Origin of the sequence: Enterococcus sp. AZ077 (genome assembly GCF_051714965.1) — a bacterium.
Lineage (GTDB): Bacteria > Bacillota > Bacilli > Lactobacillales > Enterococcaceae > Enterococcus_B > Enterococcus_B hirae.
Genome location: NZ_JBIOSX010000001.1, coordinates 2609549 through 2636271, shown reverse-complemented (window position 1 = coordinate 2636271; position 26723 = coordinate 2609549). Strand labels below are relative to the sequence as shown.

Sequence of the window (26723 nt, the reverse complement as noted above, 5' to 3'; positions counted from 1 at the left end):
TACAAATATTAGGAACGTTCACATTAGGAATGTTCATAAGAAATAATAAAAATTTTGTTTATTTAATCTTTCCTTTTAGAGAATTTGAGCAAGGAAAAAGAGTGAGTGTATTAGTAAGAGAGGAGGACAGAAAATTTGAAAAGCAAGCATTTGCGAACGATAACAACCTCTTTGTTGTTGTTCCAAAATTGTCTTTATCCATTAACCGTTTTTGCTGAGGAAGCACCACCAGAACTAGATACGGAGTTTGTACAAGATTTACAAAATCAAGGGGAACAACCAGTGATGCAAGAACCTGTTTCACCTGAAACAGCTGCAAACGACTCAACAGAAGAGTCAATCGAGGTAGAGGAGCCAGTAGAAGAAAATACAGAGGAAATCGTAGAAGAAGCACCTGTAGTTGAGGAAGTACCGATCGTTGAAGAACAAGAAGTGGAAGAAGTACCAACTGAAACACCAACTGAACAGCCAACTGAAGTAACGGAACCTGTGACTCCATGGGAAGATCCTGTACCACCAGTCCTTCGACAAAGTGCTGAGTTAAGGAAGAATAATTTACCAAACCTAGATAAATATCGACCTGATCTGATAGCAAATGGGAAAAAAAGTTATATTGAGAAAACGTTAGCGACACAGATTAATCGCACTATTATGTTGGGAGCTGCCGTTGGTTCGAAGACTTCCTTTACTGTGAATGTGCCTACCTATGAGAAGGTCACTCAAGATAAAGATCATGGTTGGATTTCTTGGATAGCAAGTAATCTAACCACAACGGATGATTATCCATACGATACGATGTATTATGGGAATCATTCATCTTACCGCGGAACGTATACGTTAACGATTCCATCTGATCAAAGTGTCAATGGGTACCAAGTGACGGTTACGAAGCCTAGTATTTCTTCTTATGCCGCATCTTTTACCGTCACGATCACTAGGTTGGTATCGACCAGTGCAAAAGAAGATCGATTAGTACTTAACGGAGACGTGAAACTAGGGACGACGGCTGTAGCCTCCCAATACTCTGTTTTAGACTCGATCCCGATCGAAGATGTTTCGTATGTCAATGCTTTGCTGGGAACGATTACAGTGAAGAAAGAGCAACCTGAATTTGAGATTAAAAATGAAGTGACCGTTGAAGCACAGAGAGGAAAAGAACTGTCTACGAGCATCCTAAAATCGTGGTTTTCTACGATATCGGAGAATTCAGGGAATTATGACTATAGTCTGTCTTCCGGACCGGCAGAATGGGCACCTGGAGCAACTGGAAAAGCTACAGTTATTGTCAAAAATAAAACAACGAATAACACGCAAGAATTTACGACTAACTATACTGTTGTAGATACTACTGCACCAAAATACACAGTAATCAGGGATGCACCATTGGAGGCTAGACGAAAAGGGAGTCTCACTGATGAAGAACTAAGGAGTATATTTGAAAAACTAGAAGATAACTGGAGTAAACCGGAGGATCTCCAGATTGAGTTATTTGATTATAACGGTTCCAACGTTCCTTGGGAGATTGCTGGGACTCAACCAGGTGTTGAAATTGTCAAGGTACGTGTGACCGACCAAGCAGGGAATGCTGCTACGGGAAGTGGTTATCGTATCCAAGTGGTTGATACTACGCCTCCTGATGGGAAACTAAAAGACAAAATCGTGATTGAACAAGGAATGGAACTGAAAGATTTAAGAGGTTTACTAGAGGGTGATCCAACCGACAATTGGTCCTTGCCAGAAAAAATCAGTCTTTCGTTGGCTGTTGATGGCGGCAAGCAAGTCTCGGAATTACCTAGGGGAGAGCATAAATTTACGCTAACCTTGACGGATGAGGCTGGAAATCCTAAAGAGCTCAAAGGTACGTTACACGTCGGTGATGCGTTTAAAATCAAATCGGAAGTGGTTGTCCAAGCACAAAGAGCCAAAGAGCTATCAACTGAAATTCTCAAAAGCTGGTTTGAACAATTACCAAACAATCCTGACAGTTATGACTATCGTCTGTCTTCCGGACCGGCAGAATGGGCACCAGACACTAACGGACAAGCAACAGTCGCTGTCACAAATAAAGCAACAAATGAAACAAAAGAATATGAAACGAAATACTCCGTCGTAGACACTAAAGCACCCACCGCAACACTTAAAAAAGAGATCGTGTTTGAAGCAAGGCGTACAGGTGCGCTCACGCAAGCAGAACTACGAGAACTGTTGATTGAGAGTGATCTGCAAGATAATTGGAGTTTACCAGAAAAGATTACGATCGGATTGACTAACATCGGATCCGCAAATGAACCGTTTGAACTTGTTGGAAAGGCACCAAGTATGTACGGTAGTATCTTTGTTACTTTAACAGATGAAGCAGGAAATACGAGTCGATACATGAAAAATATTTCAGTCGTTGACACGCAAGCACCAGAGGGCAAGCTTAAGGAGTCACTGTTTTTTGAAAAAGGCAGTAAAGAGCCAGATTTACGAGAGTTATTAGATGGCGAACCCACCGACAACTGGTCGCTACCAGAAAATATCAAACTTGCGTTAAGCTTCAAGGACGGCAAGCAGTTTTCAGAATTACCTGAAGGGGCGCACGAGTTTACGTTAACCTTGACGGATGAAAGGGGAAATGCTAGAGAACTTAAGGGGAAGTTGTACATCGGTGAACGGTTTGAAATAAAGTCTGAAGTGGTTGTTGAAGCACAACGAAGCCAAGAATTATCTCGGGCAATTCTAGAATCATGGTTTGATAAACGACCAAAAGATACCGATGATTATGAGTATCGTCTGACTAATGGACCGAAAGAATGGGCACCTGGAGCAACTGGAGAAGTAACAGTTGCTGTGAAAAACAAAACAACGAATCACACGCAAGAACTTACTACTAAATATACAGTAGTAGATACGAAGGCACCGACAGCAGAGTTTGAACGGAGTGTGTCATTTGAAGCAAGACGTACAGGCAATCTTAGCCGAGAAGAGTTAATGAGTGTGATTAAAGAAGGGACTTTACAAGATAATTGGAGTTTACCAGAAAAGATTACGATTGGGCTGGAGGATCTTCAAGGAGGAAAGTTTGAAGTTGCTGGGAAAGTGCCTTCAGCTACTGCGTATGTTGTAGCCTCTGTTCTAACAGACGAAGCAGGAAACCAACAACACTTTTCACCTATAAATCTATTGATCGAGGATACAACACCTCCAGAAGGAAAGCTAAGAGATTCACTTGTCTATGAGCAAGGAAGTGAAATGCCGGATTTACGAGAGTTGTTAGATGGCGATCCAACTGACAATTGGTCCTTACCAGAAAATATCCGACTTGAGTTAACTTTCGAGAATGGCTTAGAATTTTCTGAGTTGCCTGCAGACGATCATCGATTTACGCTGAAATTGATTGATGAATTTGACAATAAAACAGAACTAGACGGAATATTGACGATTACATCTAACGCACAATACATCGATGTCACCATTCCTGCACGTATGAGTTTTGTACAGGAGGATATTCTAGCTGGTATCGCTTCACCAAATTATGAGATCAAAAATAATTCCAACCGTCCGGTATCCGTTTATGTGGATGCCGTGACTAGTCTTGAAGAAACCGAACGATTAACTGAACTGACATTAGGTTTGCAAAATACGGATCATGAACAAGAGGTAGTTTTAGTATCAAATGGTCAAAATCTATCAGAAACCGTTGAACTTGTCACTTTAACAAGTGAACAGAATGCTTATGAGTTCTCTTTCTTTGGAACAGCAGGTGACAACATCTTGTCGGAAACCTTAGATGCGCCAATCAGACCTAGTTACTTGATGCAGTTGCATTTTAAAACACCATGAGATATAGACCTATTCAAAAGAGATCGTGAAAGCATCGGATAGTTCCGAAAACAAACAGAAAGAATTTTTTAACCAACTAAAAAAGAAACTGAGGCAAGTTTTAGCTCAGTTTCTTTTTTTGTATGTTTTTTTCTTCCTAATCGATACGGAAGTATTTCTTTTGTAAAGAAAACGTTTACAATCTATACTTTAAATAGAACGAAAAGGAAGGAGCAAATAAAATGAAAAAAGCATTGATTATTTGTGCAGCAGGGATGTCATCTTCTATGATGGCTTCTAAGACCACGGATCTATTCAAACAAAAGGGGGAAGAAATCGAAGTCGATGCGGTATCTGCGACAGAAGGCGATAAAATGATCAAGTCAAGCGACTTTGATTTATTTCTCATTAGTCCTCAAACCACGATGTTTTTAGATAAGTTTGTTAAACTAGGAAAAACGGTTGATAAACCTGTGGTTAGTATCCCCTTTCAAGCGTATGTTCCGATTCCCACAGGTATTCAGAAATTAGCGGAATTGATTGAAGAAAATATCTAACTAGGAGCGGATAAAGATGAAACAGATCGAAAAAGCATTGTTAGGGCTATTGATCAACTACCAAAAAAAATATATCACTAGTCATGAGCTTGCTTCTGAATTGTCTTTATCTGATCGAACAATCCGTAAATACATGGTTGATGTCAAAGAGAAAATTGAAAAAAATGGGGCAAAAATCATTGCCAAACAAGGACAAGGATATCAGTTGGCGATCTTAAAGCCTTTGGCATTTGCATTTTTTTTAAAACATCAAAATATCGCAGCTGATCAAGGCATGTCTGAAATGGAATTTTTTGAAACTGAAGACAGGCAAAAATATCTGTTGAATAAGTTATTGCTAGAAGATGAAGCCATTTTTATGGATGAATTAGAGTCGGAACTCTTTATCAGCCGTTCTAGTTTATCCAATGATCTAAATGAAATAAAGGCAAAAATTGAGCCCTATGCGTTAAAAATTTGTTCTAAACCGCGACAAGGAATGTGGATCGAAGGATCAGAGCAAAACAAGCGCCATTTTATTATGGACACGTTTTTTGGTGATCAAGCAGCGAACTCTTTAAAAGATTATTTAGTGAACAGTCACTTTTTCAATGAATTCAATTTTGAAGAGGTTTTAATCATTATTTTAGATGAGATCCGAGAAGCAAATTTAAAAGTTTCTGATTTTATCATGCAAAATCTAGCATTACACCTAGCCTTAACGATCAAGCGAATCAACGAAGGATTCCCCATTGAAGCTTTAGATTTTAGTGAAGAGTTAGTGGATCGCCGTGAATATCAGGTAGCAAAAAAGATCGTTCAACGAATGAATCGTGTGACAAAAGTACCTTTTCCAGAAGCGGAAATTCATTATCTGACATTGCATTTGGTTGCTAAGTCTAATCCCATCGAAAAAATAAATGATGAGCTGCTTTACGAGGAATTAGCAAGAGTGATTGAGCAGCTTGCCGACTTTTTTGGCGATTCACTGATTGAGGATCAACAATTAAAAAATGGTCTGCTTAATCATTTGACGCCAATGGTGGTTCGTCTACGGCAAGGGATTACTTTAGAGAATCCGTTGACTGAGGATATAAAAAAAGAAAATATGGTCGCCTTTGAACAGACGAAAAGAATATTTAGTCAAATGCCTATGTTACGACAATTCACGATCAATGAAGATGAATGGGCGTATCTTACCTTACACATCATGGCAGCTTTAGAAAAAGTCAGAACAGCGAAAAAAATACGGGTATTGATCATTTGTGCAACTGGTTATGGAAGTGCGCAATTGTTGAAGAATCGTGTGCTTGCTGAGTTTGGCGAAATGCTCTTAGTGACCAATGTCAAAGGTTATTACGAGATCAATGAAATGACTTTGATGGGCGTAGATATGATTATTTCATCAATCGATTTATCAACGATGATTTTTAAGATCCCCGTATTACATGTGAGTGTCTTTTTGAATCCACTAGATAGCCAAAAAATTCGACAGACGATTGCGGACTTACAACCTTGTCCGTCAAAAAGAATAAAAACTATTTGCACAGATTCTCCGAAAAAAAGACAGGATTATCATGGCCAGCTTTCTGAAAGATGGTACAAAGTCTATTCTGAAAGACCAACTAAAGAGACGGTGATTTTAGACCTACTCTCGCTTTTAGAAAAAGACGAAGTAAAAGATTATACCCTTGAAATGATGGCACAAATCAGCAAGCGAGAGAAAATGGGACAGATTGTCTTCAGTGAAACCGTTGCAGTCCCACATCCAGCTATTCCAGTAGGGGTCACGACAAAAATTGCAGTCGCAGTGATTCCGGAGGGGATGTTTTGGGATGATTACCAACAGATCAAATTTGTTTTTCTCGTGTCCCCATCTTTTATTGAAAACGAAGAAATTACTATAGTGACAAAAACAATTGTGCAATTAATTGATCGCACAGATTTGCAACAACAAATTTTAATTGAACCAACGTTTGAAAATTTTAGCAATCATTTTGACGAGGTGATTGAATAAGGAGGAATACGTGTGACTGGAAATATGACGAGTGAAGAATTACAAGTCATCGCTTTTGATATTATTTTGCATAGCGGAAATGCCCGAACATTGATTCATGAAGCCTTCAAACTTCTACGGCAAGGAGAAAAAGCGGAAGCGAGTCAACAATTAGATAAAGCAAATGAAGCTATTTTAGAAGCGCATAAAGCCCAGACAAACTTGCTAAAAGAATATGCAAGTGGGCAAAAAATCGAGATGGAGATCATCATGGTCCATGCCCAAGACCATTTAATGACAACAATGACCCTTTTAGAAGTCGCAAATGAAATGAGTTATTTGTATCAACAAAAAGCTTGAAAGAGGAGATTAAGGTGGATGAAACTAAGAAGCAACAATTAGCTTTAGAAAAGAAACAATTTAGTTTGAAAATCATGTACTTCAATCGTTATCTTGTGATTCGTTATTTGACAGCCTTTTTCTTTTTCATCAATCTTAATTGGCTAGTACTACTATTAATCGCAAGAAGCAGTGCCTGGCTACTGCCGCTTAGCTTGCTGGGTTTGATCGTTCCTGCTATCGGTGAACAAGTCATACTTTATCGTACGCACACGAACCGAGCACCTTGGACGAGCAATTATTTTAAGCTTCAAGGAATGATGAACATAGGAATCAGTGGCTTACTACTTACCCCATGGTATCGCTCATTTTTTCCATTTATGTCTAATGATCATAGCGCCAAGCTATTTTTACTCGCATTATTTGTAAGCGGTATCTTTGTTTGTGGCTTTTGCTGGTTCCGCTTAGAAAAAATTGAACGTAATCAAGACCGTCAATATCAACGTGTTAAACAATATGAAAAGATTTCACAATTAGGGAAGGGGAGTAACTAATGTTTAAATTTTTGGAAAAGTATTTGATGGGACCGATGGGAAAAATTGCACAAATGAAAATCGTTCGGGCGGTAATGGCAGCAGGGATGGCTTCGATTCCATTTACGATTGTCGGGTCGATGTTTTTGGTTTTGAATATCTTACCTTTACCATTTCCATTTCTTGAAGGGTTTTTCAACGCTACATTTTTTAAAGTCAGTGATTTGTACATGATCATCAACACGATGACCATGGGGATTTTATCCATTTATTTTGCTATTGTTTTTGCTTATGAACTGACTTCAATCGAACGAGATGAACAAGGGTTGAATGTCAATCCTTTAACTGGTTCGCTGCTTGCGGTATTTGCTTTCTTCATGTGTATTCCGGAATTAGTGTTATCCGATGGGAAAGTAAGCTTGATCGCTAGTATCTCAGATACGGAAACTGTCGTGAACGGAATTCGGATGGGCTCATTTGTCGAGCGGCTAGGCACTTCCGGTATCTTTACAGCAATCATCATGTCATATATAGCTGTTGAATTATATTGCATCTGTGTCAAACGGAATTGGGTCATCAAGATGCCTGATGTAGTACCTCCAGGTGTTTCTCGTTCCTTTACAGCTTTGATCCCTACATTTGTGATTGGGTTCGTTGTGATGCTTGTTAATGGTCTGTTGGTTGTATTAGGAACAGATATCTTCAAAATGATTGCGATCCCATTCGGGTTTGTTACTCAATTAACGAACACATGGTTAGGGATCATGGTGATCTATTTCTTGATCCATGCACTATGGATCGTGGGTATCCACGGTGCCAATATCATTACTTCTTTCTTGACACCAATCGTATTAGCGAACATGGCAGCAAATGCACAGGGAGCGAATTTCCCGCTTGCTGGCGAATTTAATAATTCCTATGTGACAGTAGGAGGATCAGGGGCCACATTAGGATTAATCTTCTTCATTGCCTTTTTGGCTAAATCCGATCAATTAAAAGTACTAGGGAAAGCTTCACTAGTTCCAGGTATCTTTAATATTAATGAGCCAATTATTTTTGGGATGCCAATTGTTTATAATCCGTATCTGGCTGTTCCATTTTTCCTAGCACCGATGGCATCGGCTTCACTAGCTTATTTTGCCATTCGCTTCGAGATCGTTAAGCCAATGCTGGCGCAAATGCCTTGGCCTTCGCCAGTTGGTGTGGGCGCATTTGTCGGTAGTGGGGGAGACTGGAAGGCGGCTGTTTTAGCAGTATTATGTGCAATTTTAGCGTTCTTCATTTGGTTACCATTCATCAAATACTATGACAATAAACTATTGACTGAAGAAAGAGAAAAAGCAGCCGAATTAGCTGCGGAATAAAGCCATGTGATTTGCTTCAATTAATTCAATAAAAACAAAGATAGAAAACTACGATAAATATGAAGCGACCTCCAAAAAATCTAATTTTTGGAGGTCGCTTCAATACGTTTCGCATCTCGTATTTTTTATTGTAAACAAGTGGTATTCATTGAAATACTCAGTCTTCAATCAATTCTTTGACGACTTCATAATCGCCTTTATAAGGAACATCTATCCCATTGATTTTTTGATAAGGATCGACTCCTTTTCCAGCGACTACAACGGAATCTTCGGGATTGCTGATCGCTAATGCTTGTCTGATCGCTTCTGGGCGATCCATTTCATAATGAACCTCAAGTTCAGCATTAGTGATAGCTGCATTGATTTCTTCAGCGATTTTTTGCGGATCTTCAAACGCTGGATCATCCGCTGTTAAAAAGACGACGTCAGCTGTTTCTGATAATACTTTACCGAAATCCTGACGGCGAGAAACTGCTTTGTTTCCGGGGCTACCTAGAACAACGATGACCCGACCCTTCGGATGTTCTTTTTTGGCAAATTCTAATAATGTTTTTAAACTGAGATAATTATGGGCATAATCGACATAAACATGACTACCATTTTTTTGGATCAACTGATCCATCCGTCCAGGCACACGTGCTGCTTTGAGTCCTTTTTGGGCATCCTCGATGGAGGCGCCAGTCAACGCAGCCGCAATGATAGCACTTGCTGCATTTTCTTGGTTGAAATCACCGGCTAATTGGATCTCATAGTCTGCTTCGATATCAAGTTTTCCGTTGTGTTTGATCAAGTGAAAGGCATGGTTCCCTGAAGTTAAACTTTTTACTTCATAATCAGATTCGGCAGAACGTCCATAAGTGATGTAAGGGACGTTTGCTAACTCAGCCGTTTCCTGTAAAAGATCGAAATGATCACTTTCATGATCTAAAATCACAGTTTTAGAATTTAAAATCAATTGACGTTTGCAATAGAAATAATCATCAAAAGTTGGATGTTCAATGGGGCTGATATGATCAGGAGAGATGTTTAGGAAGATTCCTACATCTAGCGTTAAACCATATACCCGTTGCGTTTTGTAAGCTTGTGAGGATACTTCCATCACTAAATGTGTCATGCCATTTTTTACCGCTTCCGCCATCATGCGATACAAGTCTAATGATTCAGGCGTTGTTAAATGGGATTTAAAAAAAGTTTGTCCATCTAAAGTCGTGTTCATTGTTGAAAGCAACGCTGTTTTATTGTTTGTCGCATGATCTAAAATGGCTTTGGTAAAATAAGCTGCCGTTGTTTTTCCCTTAGTTCCAGTGTAGCCGATCACTTGCAATTGTTTTTGGGGATACTGATAAAAAGCCATGGAAAGGATCGCCATCGCTTTGCGAATATCAGTCACGATGATACCAGTTGCTGTATTTTCGTAAGGCTGTTCAGCGACGTAGTAGCTCAAACCATTCGAGATCGCACTTGTTAAATACTCTTCTTTGAAATTCAGACCTTTACAAAAAAACAACGTCTCATGATCTACTTGGCGTGAGTCATAACTTAACTTTTTGAATACAAATTGCTCAGGAGCATCTAAATGCCAACCTTGAACAGAAACAAATTCTTTTAATAAATTTTCTTTGATCAATAATTTACGGATATCTTCTAAAGAGAAGCTCATTGAATCATCCCTCACTTTATTATTCATTGGGTTCTGATTTATTATAGCATACTTCAAAAGAGTTGCTAAAAAGGGAATCAGCTATCTAAAAAGAGAATAGGAAAGAGAAAAAAACTCAAAACGACCGAACGTGTTGAGCTTTTTCTCTTTTTTATATAAAAATTACTTGTTACTTGCCTAGCATTACTGACCTATCTGAAACGAATGCATAACACATTGTTCCAACAGAACAGTTCTTGATTTTTTGCACGTAATTCTTGAATCAACAGTGAGAGCATCACGCCTCTAGATCATTTGTGATCGGATAGATCCGTCCCAATAGCTTTAAAAATAGTGAACTTAAAACGATAGAAAATAAGACATAGAGGGTTTCCCTCAATCCAAACACAAGATAATTCAACCAAACAATGATTAGATTCGTTAAGAGTAATCCTTTAGAAACCGGGATACGGAAGAACTTTTGGAGGATGATTGGTGGGATTGTCACGCCACCGTTTGATGCACCAACTGTATAAAGCGTATAGACACCCGTACTAAAAAGTAGACTTCCCATGATCAACGAAAGAAGATGAGAATAAAAAATCGGTGTTTTAGGAATCACATCTAACACAAGTGGAAAGAGCAAACTACCAAATACTGCTTTAATGAAGATCATTTTTCCTAATAAGAGTATAGCTAATAGCAGCATGATGACATTCACTGACCAAACCGTGATGGATCGTGGAATCAAAAAGGCGGTCTCAACTAAATGTCCGATCGCTCCGACTCCTGCTGAAGCAATGTCATGTGGCAGTAAAAACCAATTCAAACCAATGGCAATAAAAACGACACCAAGTAAAATGATCGGTGTTTTTTTCAATTCTTTCAGCATAAGCGCATCCTCCGTTCGCTAATTATAGAACTAGTATAGCATAAGAAAAAAACAACTCGTTAGTAATTATAAATGTTAAATAATAACGAACATTATTGAGGAGAAACTTTATAATAGCTAGAAAGAAAACGTTATCTTAAAAATGTTGAATTTACAGAAAAATCACACAAAAAAGATTGCCAGTTTTCCTTTTTACTATTAAACTGTTAGTAATGTTTTGAAGAAAGTTGGAATCTGATCGATGACTAATCAACGAAAACCAGCAATGGAAAATTTAACACCTCAAGAAAAAATGGCTCGTGGCTCTGCTTGGATGACAGCTAGTAATATCATATCCCGATTACTCGGGGCTATCTACATTATCCCTTGGTACGCTTGGATGGGGGAGAATGCGAAAGCTGCTAATGGATTATTCAATATGGGCTACAATATTTATGCTTTGTTCCTATTGATTTCGACAGCTGGGATTCCGGCGGCGATCGCCAAGCAAACCGCTCGCTACAATTCATTAAATGAATATGGGACTTCTCGGCGTTTATTTATTCGAGCATTACAGATGATGGGTGTACTAGGACTCTTATTTTCATTATTTATGTATGTGGCTTCGCCTTGGCTCGCACATGCTTCTGGTGGCGGAGCAGAATTGATTCCAACGATGCGATCACTCAGTATCGCGGTACTTGTTTTTCCTTGTATGAGTGTTATACGAGGGTATTTCCAAGGAAACCAAGAAATGATGCCGTATGCACTTTCCCAAATCGTGGAACAAGTCGCACGGATCTTTTACATGTTGCTTGCGACCTTTATTATTATGAAAGTCATGAAAGGCGATTATGTCACAGCAGTTACTCAGTCGACTTTTGCTGCATTTATCGGAATGTTAGCAAGTATTTTGGTCTTATTGTATTTTTTGAAAAAACAACAGGCGTATTCAGCGGCACGTGTCCAGTATAGCCATAACCAAGTCAATGTAGCGACAAAAGAATTGTTACTAGATACGATCAAAGAAGCGATTCCGTTTATTATTGTTGGGTCAGGAGTGACGATCTTTAAATTAGTAGATCAGTTTACCTTTATTAAAATCATGTCAGCAACGACTGAATATTCCAAAGATCAGTTATTGGATCTCTTTTCAATTTTCAGTGCAAACCCAGATAAATTGACGATGGTCGTGATTGCGCTTGCTACTTCCATCGCTTCTACTGGTTTGCCGTTGATCACCGAAGCGGTGACGATCAAAGATCATCGTGGTTTAGCGAAACTGACAAGTGGCAATTTACAATTGTTTTCGTTCTTTATGTTTCCTGCGACCTTTGGCGTGATCCTGCTAGCCTATCCTTTAAATACGTTGTTTTATGCACCTGATAAACTAGGAAGTCACGTGTTGATCCAAGCCAGTTTTGTGGGGCTGTTCCTTGGTCTATATATGTTAGTTTCCAATATGCTTCAAGGGATGTTTGAAAATGCCGCAGCGATCCGTTATCTTGCAATCGGTTTTGTCGTGAAGGTGATCTTGCAATATCCAGCGATCCGTCTGTTTGAAGTCTATGGTCCATTATTTGCGACGATGATCGGTTTTGCTGTTTCTTGCACGCTGATTTTAAAAAAAATGCGTCAAGTTGCACGTTTCAAACCAAGTTTTGTTTGGCGGAGAACGTTATTAATTTTTATTTTAACACTGATCATGCTGGTAGCAGCTGGAATCACGAAGTCTGTTTTCGGTTTATTCCTCAATCAAGATAGTAAAATTCAGTCATTGTTCTTGATTTTATTTGTAGCTGGTGTTGGCGGTACGGTGTACGCATACTTAGCGTTAAAAATTCGATTAGCAGAACGTCTTTTAGGGCCAAGTATGGTTCGATTACGCCATCGATTAAGGATCAAGTAGTAAATAAAATTTGAAAAAAGAAGTTAGGAATAATGTTCCCTATTATCCCTTAACTTCTTTTTTCAATCAAATGGAGGAAAAGCATGCGATTAGACAAATTTTTAGCGGATGTCGGATTAGGCAGTCGCAAAGAAGTCAAGGCACTGATCAAAAAAGGGCACATCAAAGTGAACGATCAAACCATTAAAAGTGACAAATTCCAAGTAGATGAATGGAAGGATCAAGTGACTTATGAAGGCGAACAGTTCATTTACCAAAAAGATTTTTATTATATCCTCAATAAACCAGCTGGAGTAATTTCAGCCACTCAAGACAACTACGATCAAACAGTGCTTGATCTATTCGACGATACTTCTTATCGGGAAGACCTTTTTCCAGTCGGGCGTTTAGATAAAGATACAGAAGGGTTATTGGTTGTGACAAATGATGGCGGTTTGGCGCACCGTTTACTTTCCCCAAAGAAACATGTCGAAAAAGAGTACTTCGCTGAAGTTAACGGTATCATGACCGAAGCCGATGTACAGGCATTTAGTCAAGGATTGACGATTGATGGTGGCGAAGAAACCAGACCTGCTCAGTTATCGATTGTTTCAGTCAATTCGGAAGATGAAACATCGGTGATTCGCTTGATCCTACATGAAGGAAAATTCCATCAAGTCAAACGGATGGTCAAAGCCGTAGGAAAAGAAGTCACTTATCTTAAAAGAATCCGAATGGGGAATTTCCTGCTCCCAGAAGACTTAGCACTCGGCGAATACCGACCAATGACAGCTGAAGAAGTCAAGCAGTTAGAGGGAAAGGAAATGTAATCGAACGAAATACAATGAAGAAACAAGAGCCAGCTAGCCTGTTTTTAGGCTCATTGTCAAATGATAAAATGATAGTTAGGGTATCTTTGATAAGCTAAGTAAAAGACATCTTGAATCCTTCGATGAATTGGTTCGCCCAATTCATTCTAAAGGAGTTCAGGGTGTCTTTTCTTATTACAGACACATCGCTTTAGTTTATATAAAGCAATATAGTTGCTGTTAACAAAAGAGTGAATAGAAGCAGTATAGGATTGATCGTCTGTTCAAAACTCCTGTTCAACTAATCGTGAGTATTGTCTATCTCAAAACGAATATATCTTGTACATTAGCAACTTAAGTACCTACTAGAATATCAGTGATTTTCATTCTAATGAGCGGCTGATTTTTCTGCATGTTCGACTTCTTTATCTATACCTAACACCCTTTTTTATGCTCATTTCATCCGTGTTTATTTAGAAATTACTGCCATTAGCCAACGATTTTTTGAAAAAATTGATCGCTAAAATTGAACCTCTGCCTAATTTTGTTATCTATATTTTGTATCATTTTATCTATAATTTGTTTATTTATTCCTTTTGTTGTAAGCGCTATAATTGGCTTGTGAATGACACGAAAGGAGTTTTACGATGAAAAAAAGAAAGGGGTTAAATCATTTTTTTGCTAATCTATGGCGCTACAAAGCTTTAGTACTGATGGCTGTGCCGGGGATGCTATGGATGATTTTTTTCTTTTATATCCCAGTATTAGCAAACGTAGTAGCATTTAAAAACTTCCATATTTCTGCTGACGGGTTTTTAGCTAGTTTAAGAGAAAGCCCTTGGGTTGGTTGGGAAAATTTCCGCTTCTTATTTACTTCTGATCAAGCTTTCTTGATCACTAAAAACACCATTTTATATAATGTTACTTTTATTCTTTTGAATTTATTGATTTCCGTTGTTTTTGCCATCATTATGAGTGAATTACGGAATAAACGACTGGTAAAAGTTTACCAAACAATGTCGTTACTTCCTTACTTTCTATCATGGGTCATCATTGGGTATTTTGTTTATGCCTTCTTGAGTCCTGACAAAGGAATCTTTAATCAGTGGATCACTGGGCATGGTGGAGAAGCGATCAACTGGTATAACGAACCGAAGTATTGGCCGTTTATTCTTGTCTTTATCGGTACGTGGAAAGGGATTGGCTATAACAGTATCATTTATTTTGCTTCTGTTATGGGGATCGATCCTACTTATTATGAAGCAGCGATGGTGGATGGTGCCAGCAAATGGCAACAAATCAAACATGTGACGATTCCACAATTGATTCCGTTGATGACGATCTTAACGATTCTAGCTGTCGGGAATATTTTCCGAGCAGACTTTGGTTTATTCTACAATATCCCGAGAAATTCCGGGGCACTTTATGATGTCACACAAGTATTGGATACTTACATTTATAATGGCTTGACCTCTACTGGTGACTTTGGAATGACAGCTGCAGCGGGATTGTATCAATCCGTTGTCGGGTTTGTTCTATTGATGATCACAAATACGATTGCTCGTCGTTTCGACAGCGAATCAGCATTGTTCTAGGGAGGAGAAAGAAATGAAAAAAAAGAAAGTCGAACGAGTACAGATTCGTTCATTTAACAAAACAACCAATTTTTTCTCTAACTTGTTGATCGCATTGTTTGCTCTTTCTTGCATCTTACCGTTTCTATTCGTGATTGCGATTTCTTTTACGAAAGAATCCGCTTTGACACAATATGGCTACAGTTTTTGGCCAAAAGAATTTAGTACATTTGGGTATACTTACTTATTCGGTCAAATGCAAGACAAGATTTTCCAAGCTTTATTTGTGACGATCCTTGTCACTGTTCTAGGGACTTTGATCAATAGTACAGCGACTTCTTTATACGCTTATGCGATTTCACGATCAAACTTCCCATTTCGGCGCTTCTTTACCGTATTTTGTTTGATCACGATGTTGTTCTCACCAGGGATGGTTGCGAACTATTTAGTAATGACGAATCTCTTGCAGTTAAAAGATACGATCTGGGCATTGATTTTGCCAATGGCGGTCAGCCCGTTCAATATCATCGTGATGCGAACGTTCTTCAAACGCTCGGTTTCAGATTCGATCATTGAATCTGCAAGAATTGATGGGGCTAGTGAGCTGCGAATCTTTGTGCAAATCGTTTTACCGCTGGCAATTCCAGGGATTGCAACGATCAGTTTGTTTGCTGCCTTAGGGTATTGGAATGATTGGTTTAATGCGTTGCTTTATATTCAAGATGATAAACTGGTTCCTTTGCAATATTTATTGATGAAGATCCAAAGCAATATTCAATATTTGACACAAAATTCAGGAGCGGGCAGTCAATTGACAGGCGGACTTGCTTCTGTTCCGGGAGAATCAGCTCGAATGGCGATCGTCGTGATTTCTACTTTACCGATTGCGATCAGCTATCCATTCTTCCAGAAACATTTTGTTAAAGGATTAACGATTGGTGGAGTAAAAGAGTAATGCAATAAAAATATAAAACAATTTAGGAGGAAGAAAAATGAAGTTATGGAAGAAATTAGCCTTTACTGGCGTTTCTGCAATGATGGTTGGAACATTGGCAGCCTGCGGATCGGGGACAAAAGAAAAAGCTGAAGCAAGTGATTCAACAACCCTTCAAATGTATCAAATCGGTGATAAACCAGAGAATTTCGATCAGTTAATGGATATTGCAAATAAACGGATCGAAGATAAAATCGGAGTCAAAGTCAACATCAACTACATCGGCTGGGGCGATTACGAGAAGAAAATGAATGTCATTATCTCTTCTGGTGAAAACTACGATATTGCCTTTGCCAACAACTATGTATCAAATGCGCAAAAGGGTGCATTTACTGATTTGACAGAATTAGCACCAAAATATGCGAAAGAAGCGTATGATTCTTTAGATGAAGCGTATATCAAAGGGAATTTAGTTAACGGAAAATTGTATGCCTTTCCAGTAAATGGCAACGTGTTTGCCCAACAAGTGTTGACTTTCAACAAGCCGTTATTAGACAAATACAATTTATCGATTGATGGGATCGAATCTTATCAGGATGCGGAAAAAGTGTTACAAGAATTCCATAAAAAAGACCCAAATACAGCTGCTTTTGCGATTGGACAAGGATTTAAGGTCCAAGGAGATTTCGATTATCCATTAGGGAATACATTACCATTTGCGGTTGATTTGAACGGCGATGACACTAAGATCATCAATCAATACGACAACAAAACGTTTATCGAATTATTACGTACGATGCACAGCTGGTATAAACAAGGATTGATTCCTAGCGATGCTGCTACTAGTAATAAAGATTACCCACTTGAAGGGAATACTTGGTTAATGCGTGGCGAAACGCAAGGACCATACGATTATGGCGATACGATCTTGACTAATGCAGCGAAACAAGAATTGGTTTCAAAAGCAATCACTGTTCCATTGAAGTCAACTGGACAAGCACAAATGGCCAACTTTGTCGTATCAAATACCTCTAAAAACAAAGAAAAATCAGTTGAATTTTTAGGTTTATTAAATAGCGATCCAGAATTATTGAATGGTTTAGTTTGGGGTATCGAAGGCGAAGCATGGAAAAAAGATGGCGATGACAAGATCAAATTATTAGATGGGTACCAACCAAACATGCACATGTCTGCTTGGAATACCGGTAACAATGAAATCTTATACACACAAGATACGATCACAGATGAAATGATCGCTGAAAGAGATAAATCAATCGAAGAAGCAAAAACTTCTCCAATCTTAGGCTTTAGTTTCAATACAGATAGCGTAAAAACAGAACTAAGTAATATCTCAAATGTCATGAATCAATACCTAGATGGATTAAATACTGGGACAGTTGATCCTGATGAAACATTACCAAAACTAAAAGATGCTTTGAACAGAGCAGGTTATGACAAAGTATTAACAGAAATGCAAAAACAATATGATGCATTTCGTAAGGAAAGTAAATAATTCAAGGAACTGAATCAGTTTCTAGAAAGAAGCAGAACTTTTTCCGAAATTTGCATGTCGAATTTTTGGAGAGTTCTGCTTTTTGATTAGTGTCCGAAGAAATGAAAGAAAAGCAACCAAGTAGCTAAAAGTTCATTAGGCTTTTTATCAAACTGGTTCTTTTACTTTTTTACTACTCTTGTATAATGAAAGGGAATACAATGTTTTTTATGGAGGGAATCGCATGTTAGGTAAAGCACTAGAAACATTATTTATCAGAGTGTGGGTGGTCATGAAATTAACTTTTTATTTTTGGATCTATACACTGATGGGAGCCATCGTATTAGGGATTGGACCTGCTTATAAAACAGTCAACGAATTGTTTTATCTTTATGGTTTTGAATATAAAGAGATTACGTTTAAGCGAGGGTGGGAAACATTTAAACAAACATTTGTCCGTGGGAATGTGTTGTTTGATTTATTTTTAGCGGGGACATTTTTGCTTGGCTATAATTTATACTTATCTGTTCAAATTCAAGGCATTCTTTTTTTGATTACTGATTTTATCCTGATTTTTAGTTTACTTTATATTTACTCCACTTATCAGTATAGCTTGATTTTAGATAGTGAATACGAAATTTCGATTCCTAACCTACTTAAGTTAAGTTTTGTTTCAGGCTTTTCCAGTTTTTCGACCTTTTTGAAATTGTTGATTGGCGGAGGCATTATTTTTTGGCTAACTTGGAATTATAAAGGACTGATTCTCTTTGGTGTGATTGGCTTATTGACTGTTTGGAATGGGCTGGTGACCAAACAATGGCGGGAAAAACTGGATATGCAGTTAGAAAGCTATGAATAAATGGCGTATTTTATTTTCACAAGGAACACTTCTGAATCGTCTTTTCCGAAAATATGCGCTCGTCCTGATTTTATTAACAACGGTGGCGACTGCTATCATCAGTGTTCATACGTGGGTACAAACGCAAGAGCAAGCTAAGCGAACAACAAGTGAGGCGTTACAAAGTACCAGTCGTACACTGAACGATAAAACGACACTAAGTAAAATCATTAAAGACCAATTATTGGGGAACTCTGATAAAATCGAGAATGCGACTACTTATCTGACAAAACCGATCAATGAATATTTGATGTACGCTTATGATCAACAACAAAAAACGACCGATTTTGTCTCTTTTCCTTATCTAATGAGAGATATTTATGTCAGCTATGAGGAAGTCAGCTCCGTCTATGTTGTTTTCAGTCAATTGCCTGAGTATCTGGAATCTTCTAGAGCAAATAAAGGTGGGGTGATTAAAAGTGGTACGCCTAAATTGACAGATGCGTTTTATATCAAAATGTCGATCACGCAAGGTGGAAGCGAAGTCGGGAGCATGTTCGTCGGTTTTGAAAAAGCGGAATTGGATGCGGCATTAAAGAGTTTGAATACCTTTAGCGGCTTATCATTGTATATGATCTCTGGTACCACCAACCGTTTATACACATTCCATGATCAAGGAATGACAAAGGATAAACTAGCAACCCAAGAACAATTGATTACAACCAGCCTTCAAGAAAATTCCACTTTGCCACTGATAAACCTTGAAAAAAATAATTTCATCCAGTACCAACAATTACCCGATGATTACCGGATATTGGCTACTTTAGATCGTTCGATGGTTAGACGAGCGGTTATCCAAGATTTAGCACCATTGATTTTCGGTGTATTTCTATTAGATGTCAGTCTGTTATTCTTTTTATACCAAACCTTCAAGCGCTATTCGCAACAAGTAGATCTCGTGATGGATGCAATGAATGAAACGGCCAAAGGGAATTTGGAGACGCGGATCGATACGACCCAAACGGAATATGAATTAAAAGACCTTTCTATAGGGATCAATGAGATGTTGGATAGCATCAACCAATATGTTGAAGATATCTATAAATTGGAAATCAAACAGCAAGATGCCCACATGCGTGCATTACAAGCACAAATCAATCCTCATTTTCTCTATAACACGTTAGAGTATATTCGGATGTATGCGTTAAGTGAAGGCAGCGAAGAATTGGCAGATGTGGTGTATGCTTTTTCGGCCTTGTTGCGAAACAATACTAATCAAGAAAAGACGATCAGTTTAAAGGAAGAACTGGACTTTTGCGAAAAATATGTCTATTTATATCAGATGCGTTACCCCAACCGGATCGCCTATCATTTTTCCATTGATCCATCATTAGCAAGTATCGAAGTACCGAAGTTTGTGATTCAACCATTGATCGAAAATTATTTTAAACATGGGGTCGATTTTACACGTTTTGATAATGTCTTAAGCGTGAAAGTGTTTCGTGAAGGGCAGCGAGTCCAGATTATTGTGAAGGATAACGGCAAAGGGATCACACCGGAACGCTTGGCAGAGATCGAATCAAGATTGGCGCATCCTAAAGTCGAATTGTATCAATCGATTGGATTGCAAAATGTGAATGAACGTTTGCGTGCTAGTTTTGGACATAGTTATCAGATGAAGCTAAGTACCAATCAAGAAGGAGGATTGTCTGTCACTATTACATTTAAAGAAAAGGGGTAGGAACATGTACCGAGTGTTATTAGTCGACGATGAATATATGATCTTGGCAGGGTTGCAAAAAATTGTTGATTGGGCAAGTTTGGGATTTCAGGTAGTCGCAACGGCAGAAAACGCGATGCAAGGATTGTCTGTTTTAGAAAATCAATCCATTGATTTAGTTATAACAGATGTCACGATGCCCGAAATGAATGGTTTAGAATTTATCGAGGCGGCTCAAAAGGAACATCATGCGTTTGAATTTATGATTCTTTCTGGTTATCAGGAATTTGATTATTTAAAAAGTGGGATGCAATTAGGGGCCATCAATTACTTGATGAAGCCAGTTAATAAAACCGAACTGATTGCTAGTTTAACCAAAGTGAAGCAGCAATTAGATCATCAAATTGAACAGAAAAACCAGCAAGAAATCTATCAAGAAGTCCTTTTTAGTCAGTGGCTCAATGAAGAATTAGATGAAGTGAGTGAAGAAGAGATTTTAGACAAAATCGGAGGGAAGCAGCGAAGAGTTTTACTCGCTCAAGTGTCTAGATCCGTCGGGAAATCAGTGAATCAGTGGCTGAAAAACCACCAAGAACTTTTTTATTATCAACGAAACTTTGGAGACATGGAACGCTTTACTTTGTTGCTGGAAGAAGCGTCAGTTTCTGCATTTTGCCGCTTCATTCAAGAGAAGAGTATGGAAGAAAACTGGTTGATCAGTATTGGAGATGAAACAGCAGATCCCGATAAGATCCCTGAGAGTTATCAACATGCCAAAGATAATTTACAACTGCATCAATTCTACGGTGAAAAAGACCAACATATCTTTTTTGCCGAACAAGAAGCAGCGAAAGAACAGGCAATTGATTTTTCTTCGTTTAATCGTGTGTTGAAAAGCGGGCAATTGGCTAGTGCTCAACAAATGATCACTCAATTTTTTGACCAATTCCAAACTGCTGTGATGACACCGGATGATATCCGTCATTTTAGTTTTTTGTTGTTTATGGATATCCACCGGGAATTGATTCGGCTAGAAGACGATGAATATTTAAAAGGGATTCAACAGATCAATCAAGCAAAAACAGTCCAAGAACTGCATCAACTTTTACTATCTTTGATCAAGGAACAGCAAAAACAAGTCCGATATAGCGAGAATGTCGAACGAGTGATGACGATCTTACACGAACACTACCGAGAACCTTTAACCTTGAAAGAAGTTTCAGAAAGCCTGCATTTGAATGTGATGTATTTGGGGCAATTATTCAAAAAAGAAACGAAAAAAAGTTTTTCAACTTATTTAAATCATCTCAGAATGGAACAAGCGAAATGGTTGCTGCTGCATAGCAATCAAAATATCAATGAAATTTCTAGTGAGATCGGCTACAACAACACAACCTATTTTTCAAAGTTGTTCAAAAAAATCGTCGGCAAGTCACCAAAAGAATATCGTGAAAAGAATGGAATGATCGTATAAAATCAGCTACTGTGGTTCAGAGGAAAGTGCTCATTACCCTCATCAAGTAAATCCAAGGTGCCGCATGTCTTGAAGCTTGTTTAAATTAGTATAATTCGGTACAATTTTCCTAGATGATGTCCAGAATGTTGAAAGAAAGCGAGCATGAAACTTTCTTTTTTCTGGTTGGTGAAAAGAGGATGCAGGATGGATTTTTTACGTAAATATGGATTTTATTTTTTATTGTCAGGAGTAGTAAGTGATTTTCTGACGCCGTATGTTTTAGGGATTTTTTATCCCAAACTTAATCAAATGACTGCTGTGATCAGTCTTTTTGGGGATGTTGGTAGTCCCGTACGAAAAGCATTTTTGATTTGGTCGGTCATATCTGGCTGCTTGTATGTTTTGGCAATGCCAGCGTTATATCAAGCTTTTGTTACTACTTCAAAACCACTTGCTCTATTAGTGACAGCTGCCATCGGTCTATATGGTGTTACAGATTGTATTTTTACCGGGTTATTTAGTGTGGACACGAACGAAACTTCTTGGAATTTTTCGACTTGGATCCACAATCTTGGTTCAGGGATTGGGTATGGTGGATTTATTTTGTTCCCTTTATTTGTTTTCTTATTGTATCGCAAAATGGGCGATGCACAATTAACTCAATCTTTTTTTATTTTACTAGTTGCCAGTTTGATTTTTGCAGGAATTTATGGCGCAGCACGTATTCCCGGATTAAATCAATTGCCGGTTTTGAATCAGTTAGGTTTTTGTCAACGGATCAGTTTTTTCTTTAATTATTTACCAATTGTGTGGTTAAGTATCTTACACATTAGGGCATAGCGGACTGTAGCCCTAATTAAATGCTGGAAATTAGTAAAACTGATTGAAACCACAGGATAAATGTGTCAGACTAAACCTTGACCGCACATCGTGATGTGCAAATGTATATCGTAGGGGAGTCTAATGAAAGACATGAGAAATATCAAATTAACGATCGAATATGATGGGAAACGTTACTCAGGCTGGCAACGTCTGGGAGATGACGATAAAACGATCCAAGGCAAAATCGAAGCAATCATCTCACAGATGACTGGAGAAAAAATTGAGATCATTGGATCGGGGCGCACGGATTCTGGGACACATGCCAGAGGACAAGTGGCAAACTTTAAAACGACTTCTCAAATGAGTCGTAATGAAATGCTAACTTTTCTCAACCGCTATCTACCAAGAGATATCGTGATCAAAAAAGTGGAAGAAATGCCTGAACGCTTTCATGCTCGATACAATGCGACAGGAAAAAAATATAGCTATTATGTGTGGAATAATCCCGTTCCAACTGTTTTTGAACGAAATCATAGTTTCTATTTTCCGCAAGAACTAGACCTGGAAAAAATGAATGAAGCTTGTCAAAAATTAATGGGAAGTCATGATTTTATCGGTTTTTCTGCCTTGAAAAAATCAAAAAAATCAACAGTTCGTACGATCCATGTGCTCTCAATCGAACAAGAAGGCGGCATGTTGCACTTTACCTTTGTGGGCAATGGCTTTTTGTATAAGATGGTTCGGATCTTGATGGGTACACTCTTGGAAATCGGTACAGGAAAGTTACCTGTTTCGGCGATTGATGATATTTTTGAGAATAAAGTAAGACAACAGGCAGGAGAAACCGTGCCGGCACATGGTTTATTTTTAGACGAAGTGTATTACCAATAAACATTCATATTAAATAGAACAAACTGAGAGAGTCGTTTGATTGCCTGTAGCAGGCAAAAGAATGGCTGTCTCAGTTTTTTTGAGTAGCCTACGCTCTCCCATGACTCCTCTAAGCGGTCTATTCGCAATTTCGCTAGTTTCGTGATACATTCAGGACGAATTTACATATTTGACCAAGAAGTGAGGGGAAAAGTGGTGGAGCAAGAGCTAGCAGAATTATACAATCTCATTTTAAACCCTAATACCCGTGAATGGGAGCGGACATTGTTGATCCAAGCGAAAAACCAAGCAGGGGAAAGAAAACAAAGAAAAGAAATCCTTGAAATGATTGAAGTCTCTTTACGACCACTAGCACTTCGGGGGAATTTGACGCCTGACGTCATGGACTTTTATTTGAAGATCACCCATGATCCGATGGGACAAGTGTCTTACGACTTTGCGAAACACCAGATCATCGATGAACGCTATCAAGAAAAAGCCGTCTTTGCCGGGGGCTGTTTCTGGTGCTTAGTCGAACCGTTTGAAACACGGCAAGGGATTATTTCCGTGTTGTCCGGATATACTGGCGGGGAGGTCGAACATCCTAACTATGACCAAGTTAGCAGTGGCACGACTGGGCATGTGGAAGCAGTGGAGATTATTTTTGATCAGCGAATGATAAACTATGAAGAACTATTAGCGATTTTTTGGCAAGTCACCGATCCAACAGATGCCTTTGGACAGTTTCAGGATCGTGGGAATCAATACCGCTCCATCATTTTTGTAGAAAATGAAGAACAAAAAATACTAGCAGAAAAATCCAAGCAACAAGTGATCGCTTCGCATCAGTTTGCGGAACCAATCGTCACACAGATTAAGCCAGCAACAACCTTTTGGCCTGCTGAAAATTATCATCAACAATTTTACAAAAAACAACAAAAACGTTATAAGAAGATCAAGAAGTCTCATCAACAATTTTTATTTTTTAAGCGGGCAAAGAAAAAATGGTCTGGGGAAGACGAATAAGTAATCGTGTAAGTGGAAGATGTTCTGTAAAAATCAGTCATTCCCTTAAAATTGCTAGATGATTTAATAACGATTAAAATCTAATAATACTTTTAAGTAAGCGCTGTTGATTAAGTGGTACACTTATTTGAGAAACCTCTCTCAAATAAAAGAAAGAAGGTACCTATGATGAAGAAAAGGCGTTTATTGGTTTTTAGTGTTCTTTTTTTATTTTCAGTATTTTCAATATTTTCAACATTTTTTGTGGTCCATACTTATGAAAAATCAGAAAGCACCCAAACAATTATCACTGAAAGCAAACAGCATTTACTAGACAATGTGGTGGCAAAACAACGTAATAATCGAGTAAATTTGTTGGATTCGGGGTCAGGCATTTCTGCTTCTGAAAATAGTAGACCGCCAAAAGATTTTATTGATGTTTCCTCACATAATGGTTATTTATCTGTCGAAGCATATGAAACAATGAAAAACTATGGGATCACAGGTGTAGTAGTTAAGTTAACAGAAGGGGATTCTTATAGGAACCCACTGGCCCCTGAACAAGTTGCGAATGCTATCCAGGCGGGGTTGAAAGTGAGTGTCTATCATTATGCTTGGTTTAATTATGCAGAAGACACCGAAAAAGAAGCCTACTATTTATTAGCCTATCTAAAAGAATTAAATTTACCTTATTCTACTGTAGTTGTGAACGATAGTGAAAATCCTCAAATGAATCTAGCAAGAGTGACTGAAAATGCGCAAGTGTTTAGTCAGGCCATTCAAGCAGCTGGTTTTTCCCAGGTGGTTCATTATTCCAATCTTTCATGGTTTACGAATGGAACTTTAGACTTGGATGTCTTAGGAAAAGAGAATTGCTGGGTAGCACAATGGCCTCAGAATCCTTCAGAAAACGAACTTTTACATATAGAAAAAGCTGCTTGGCAATGGGCAAGTGATTTATACTTTCCAGAATTTACCGAAAAACAATTCGATATCAACACCGATTACCTAGGGATATTTACCAAATGATCCATGGTGATGATTGAGGCTAAAGAGGATTTTTGTTAGTAATTCGCCAACGATAAGCGTATAATTCACATAGAACAATAGTTATCAACAACGAAATATCACATACGCAGATTAGGAAAAAAGAAGTGGTAAACCACATTTTTTTGAAAACGTATACTTGTTTAGGAGGAGAAGAATATATGTATGTAGCAAATCAGCAGCGATATGAAAAAATGACGTATCGAAAAACTGGAAAATCTGGGTTGAGATTGCCTTTGCTGTCTTTAGGATTATGGCAAAACTTTGGTGATTATGATCCTATAAGTAATCAACGGGAAATTTTACGTGGCGCCTTTGATATGGGGATCACACATTTTGATTTAGCCAATAACTATGGTGGTCCAGCAGGAGCAGCAGAGAAAAACTTTGGTCGGATCTTTAAAGAAGATTTTCAAACGTATCGTGATGAAATGATTATTTCAACCAAAGCAGGTTATCACATGTGGGAAGGGCCTTATGGAGAATGGGGTTCCCGTAAATCGATCATTGCTAGTTGTGATCAAAGCCTCAAACGGATGGGGTTAGATTACGTAGATATCTTTTATCATCATCGTCCTGATCCAGATACACCTTTGGAAGAAACGGCAGAAGCGCTTATGCAATTAGTTCGTCAAGGGAAAACACTGTATATTGGGATCTCCAACTACAACGGGGAAGACACGAAGAAAATGTCTGCTATCTTACGTGAAATGAACGCTCCATTTATTATCCACCAAATGCGTTACAATATGTTTTCAAGAGAATTATTAGAAAAAGATTTAGCACCTGTTTTAGAAGAGACAGGTCTGGGAGCTATTACTTTTAGTCCTTTAGCGCAAGGGTTATTAACTAAACGCTATTTACATGGGATTCCAGAAGATTCTCGAGCCCATCGTAAAGAAATTCCTTTTCTATCAGAAGATCAAGTGACACCTACATTGGGTAAGATCAAGCAATTACAGGATTTAGCTGATTTGCGTGGACAGACGTTAGCACAAATGGCTTTAGCATGGAATCTACGACAAGAGTCAGTGACCAGTGTGCTTGTAGGCGCTAGTCGACTTAGTCAATTAGAAGAAAGTGTTCGGATGATGGATAATCTTTCCTTCTCACCTGAAGAAGAACAGAAAATTGAACAAATCTTAGGACACTAATGAAAGCTGTTTTTTCCTTTTTCTCAGAAAAA

21 protein-coding genes are annotated in these 26723 nt (G+C 38.3%); 19 read left to right on the top strand and 2 right to left on the bottom strand.

From position 1 onward, the window contains the following. Positions 1-135 precede the first annotated feature (135 nt). From IGL28_RS12180 to celB, 6 genes are all read left to right on the top strand, one after another. Entirely contained in the window at positions 136-3825 is a 3690-nt protein-coding gene (locus tag IGL28_RS12180; RefSeq protein ID WP_081128871.1) for a hypothetical protein, read from the top strand. A 221-nt stretch (positions 3826-4046) separates the two neighbouring features. Further along, the gene (locus IGL28_RS12175; protein ID WP_010736972.1) at positions 4047-4361 is read left to right on the top strand and encodes a PTS cellobiose transporter subunit IIB; all 315 of its coding nucleotides are present in this window, start codon (positions 4047-4049) and stop codon (positions 4359-4361) included. A 16-nt stretch (positions 4362-4377) separates the two neighbouring features. Next, positions 4378-6357 (top strand): BglG family transcription antiterminator, encoded by a 1980-nt coding sequence (locus tag IGL28_RS12170; protein ID WP_081128869.1) that lies wholly within the window; start codon positions 4378-4380, stop codon positions 6355-6357. Between the two features lie 24 nt (positions 6358-6381). After that, entirely contained in the window at positions 6382-6696 is a 315-nt protein-coding gene (locus IGL28_RS12165; protein WP_014834421.1) for a PTS cellobiose transporter subunit IIA, read from the top strand. Positions 6697-6710: 14 nt separating this feature from the next. Further along, positions 6711-7229 (top strand): hypothetical protein, encoded by a 519-nt coding sequence (locus tag IGL28_RS12160; RefSeq protein WP_081128867.1) that lies wholly within the window; start codon positions 6711-6713, stop codon positions 7227-7229. Further along, positions 7229-8572 carry a PTS cellobiose transporter subunit IIC gene (gene celB / locus IGL28_RS12155; protein ID WP_010721020.1) on the top strand — a complete coding sequence of 448 codons (1344 nt, stop codon included), beginning with the start codon at positions 7229-7231 and terminating at the stop codon, positions 8570-8572. Before IGL28_RS12160 ends, celB begins: the two co-directional genes overlap by 1 nt. Positions 8573-8729: 157 nt before the next feature. Here the strand turns inward: celB and IGL28_RS12150 are convergent, their stop codons facing one another. Both IGL28_RS12150 and IGL28_RS12145 read right to left on the bottom strand, forming a co-directional pair. Next, on the bottom strand, positions 8730-10232 hold the full coding sequence (locus IGL28_RS12150; RefSeq protein WP_034700494.1) for a UDP-N-acetylmuramoyl-L-alanyl-D-glutamate--L-lysine ligase: 1503 nt from the start codon (positions 10230-10232) through the stop codon (positions 8730-8732). Positions 10233-10509: 277 nt separating this feature from the next. Further along, positions 10510-11103: a YitT family protein gene (locus IGL28_RS12145; protein ID WP_010736976.1), complete on the bottom strand. Its 594-nt coding sequence runs from the start codon at positions 11101-11103 to the stop codon at positions 10510-10512. Between the two features lie 241 nt (positions 11104-11344). Here IGL28_RS12145 and IGL28_RS12140 point away from each other — a divergent pair, with 241 nt between their 5' ends. From IGL28_RS12140 to IGL28_RS12080, 13 genes are all read left to right on the top strand, one after another. After that, positions 11345-12991, top strand: a complete 1647-nt coding sequence (locus IGL28_RS12140) for a putative polysaccharide biosynthesis protein (RefSeq protein WP_081128863.1) — start codon at positions 11345-11347, stop codon at positions 12989-12991. Positions 12992-13074: 83 nt separating this feature from the next. Beyond that, the gene (locus tag IGL28_RS12135) at positions 13075-13800 is read left to right on the top strand and encodes a pseudouridine synthase (protein WP_010721016.1); all 726 of its coding nucleotides are present in this window, start codon (positions 13075-13077) and stop codon (positions 13798-13800) included. A 626-nt stretch (positions 13801-14426) separates the two neighbouring features. Next, positions 14427-15374, top strand: a complete 948-nt coding sequence (locus IGL28_RS12130) for an ABC transporter permease (protein ID WP_010721015.1) — start codon at positions 14427-14429, stop codon at positions 15372-15374. 13 nt (positions 15375-15387) lie between these two features. Then, complete coding sequence (locus IGL28_RS12125) at positions 15388-16308, top strand: carbohydrate ABC transporter permease (RefSeq protein WP_010721014.1); 921 nt, start codon at positions 15388-15390, stop codon at positions 16306-16308. Positions 16309-16345: 37 nt separating this feature from the next. Beyond that, entirely contained in the window at positions 16346-17800 is a 1455-nt protein-coding gene (locus IGL28_RS12120; protein WP_010721013.1) for an ABC transporter substrate-binding protein, read from the top strand. Positions 17801-18023: 223 nt separating this feature from the next. Next, positions 18024-18638, top strand: coding sequence for a YesL family protein (locus IGL28_RS12115; protein ID WP_081128861.1), 615 nt, complete (start codon positions 18024-18026; stop codon positions 18636-18638). Further along, positions 18631-20358 carry a sensor histidine kinase gene (locus IGL28_RS12110; RefSeq protein WP_081128859.1) on the top strand — a complete coding sequence of 576 codons (1728 nt, stop codon included), beginning with the start codon at positions 18631-18633 and terminating at the stop codon, positions 20356-20358. Before IGL28_RS12115 ends, IGL28_RS12110 begins: the two co-directional genes overlap by 8 nt. Before the next feature lie 4 nt (positions 20359-20362). Beyond that, positions 20363-21811 (top strand): response regulator transcription factor, encoded by a 1449-nt coding sequence (locus IGL28_RS12105; RefSeq protein WP_034867981.1) that lies wholly within the window; start codon positions 20363-20365, stop codon positions 21809-21811. A gap of 186 nt (positions 21812-21997) precedes the next feature. Then, a complete protein-coding gene (locus tag IGL28_RS12100) occupies positions 21998-22633 on the top strand; it encodes a DUF998 domain-containing protein (RefSeq protein ID WP_081128857.1) in 636 nt (211 codons plus the stop codon). Between the two features lie 132 nt (positions 22634-22765). After that, positions 22766-23506, top strand: a complete 741-nt coding sequence (gene truA / locus IGL28_RS12095) for a tRNA pseudouridine(38-40) synthase TruA (protein WP_081128896.1) — start codon at positions 22766-22768, stop codon at positions 23504-23506. Between the two features lie 192 nt (positions 23507-23698). Further along, positions 23699-24511 carry a peptide-methionine (S)-S-oxide reductase MsrA gene (gene msrA / locus IGL28_RS12090; protein WP_081128855.1) on the top strand — a complete coding sequence of 271 codons (813 nt, stop codon included), beginning with the start codon at positions 23699-23701 and terminating at the stop codon, positions 24509-24511. Between the two features lie 168 nt (positions 24512-24679). After that, a complete protein-coding gene (locus IGL28_RS12085; protein WP_081128853.1) occupies positions 24680-25519 on the top strand; it encodes a GH25 family lysozyme in 840 nt (279 codons plus the stop codon). 179 nt (positions 25520-25698) lie between these two features. Continuing rightward, positions 25699-26691: an aldo/keto reductase gene (locus IGL28_RS12080; RefSeq protein ID WP_081128851.1), complete on the top strand. Its 993-nt coding sequence runs from the start codon at positions 25699-25701 to the stop codon at positions 26689-26691. Positions 26692-26723 lie beyond the last annotated feature (32 nt).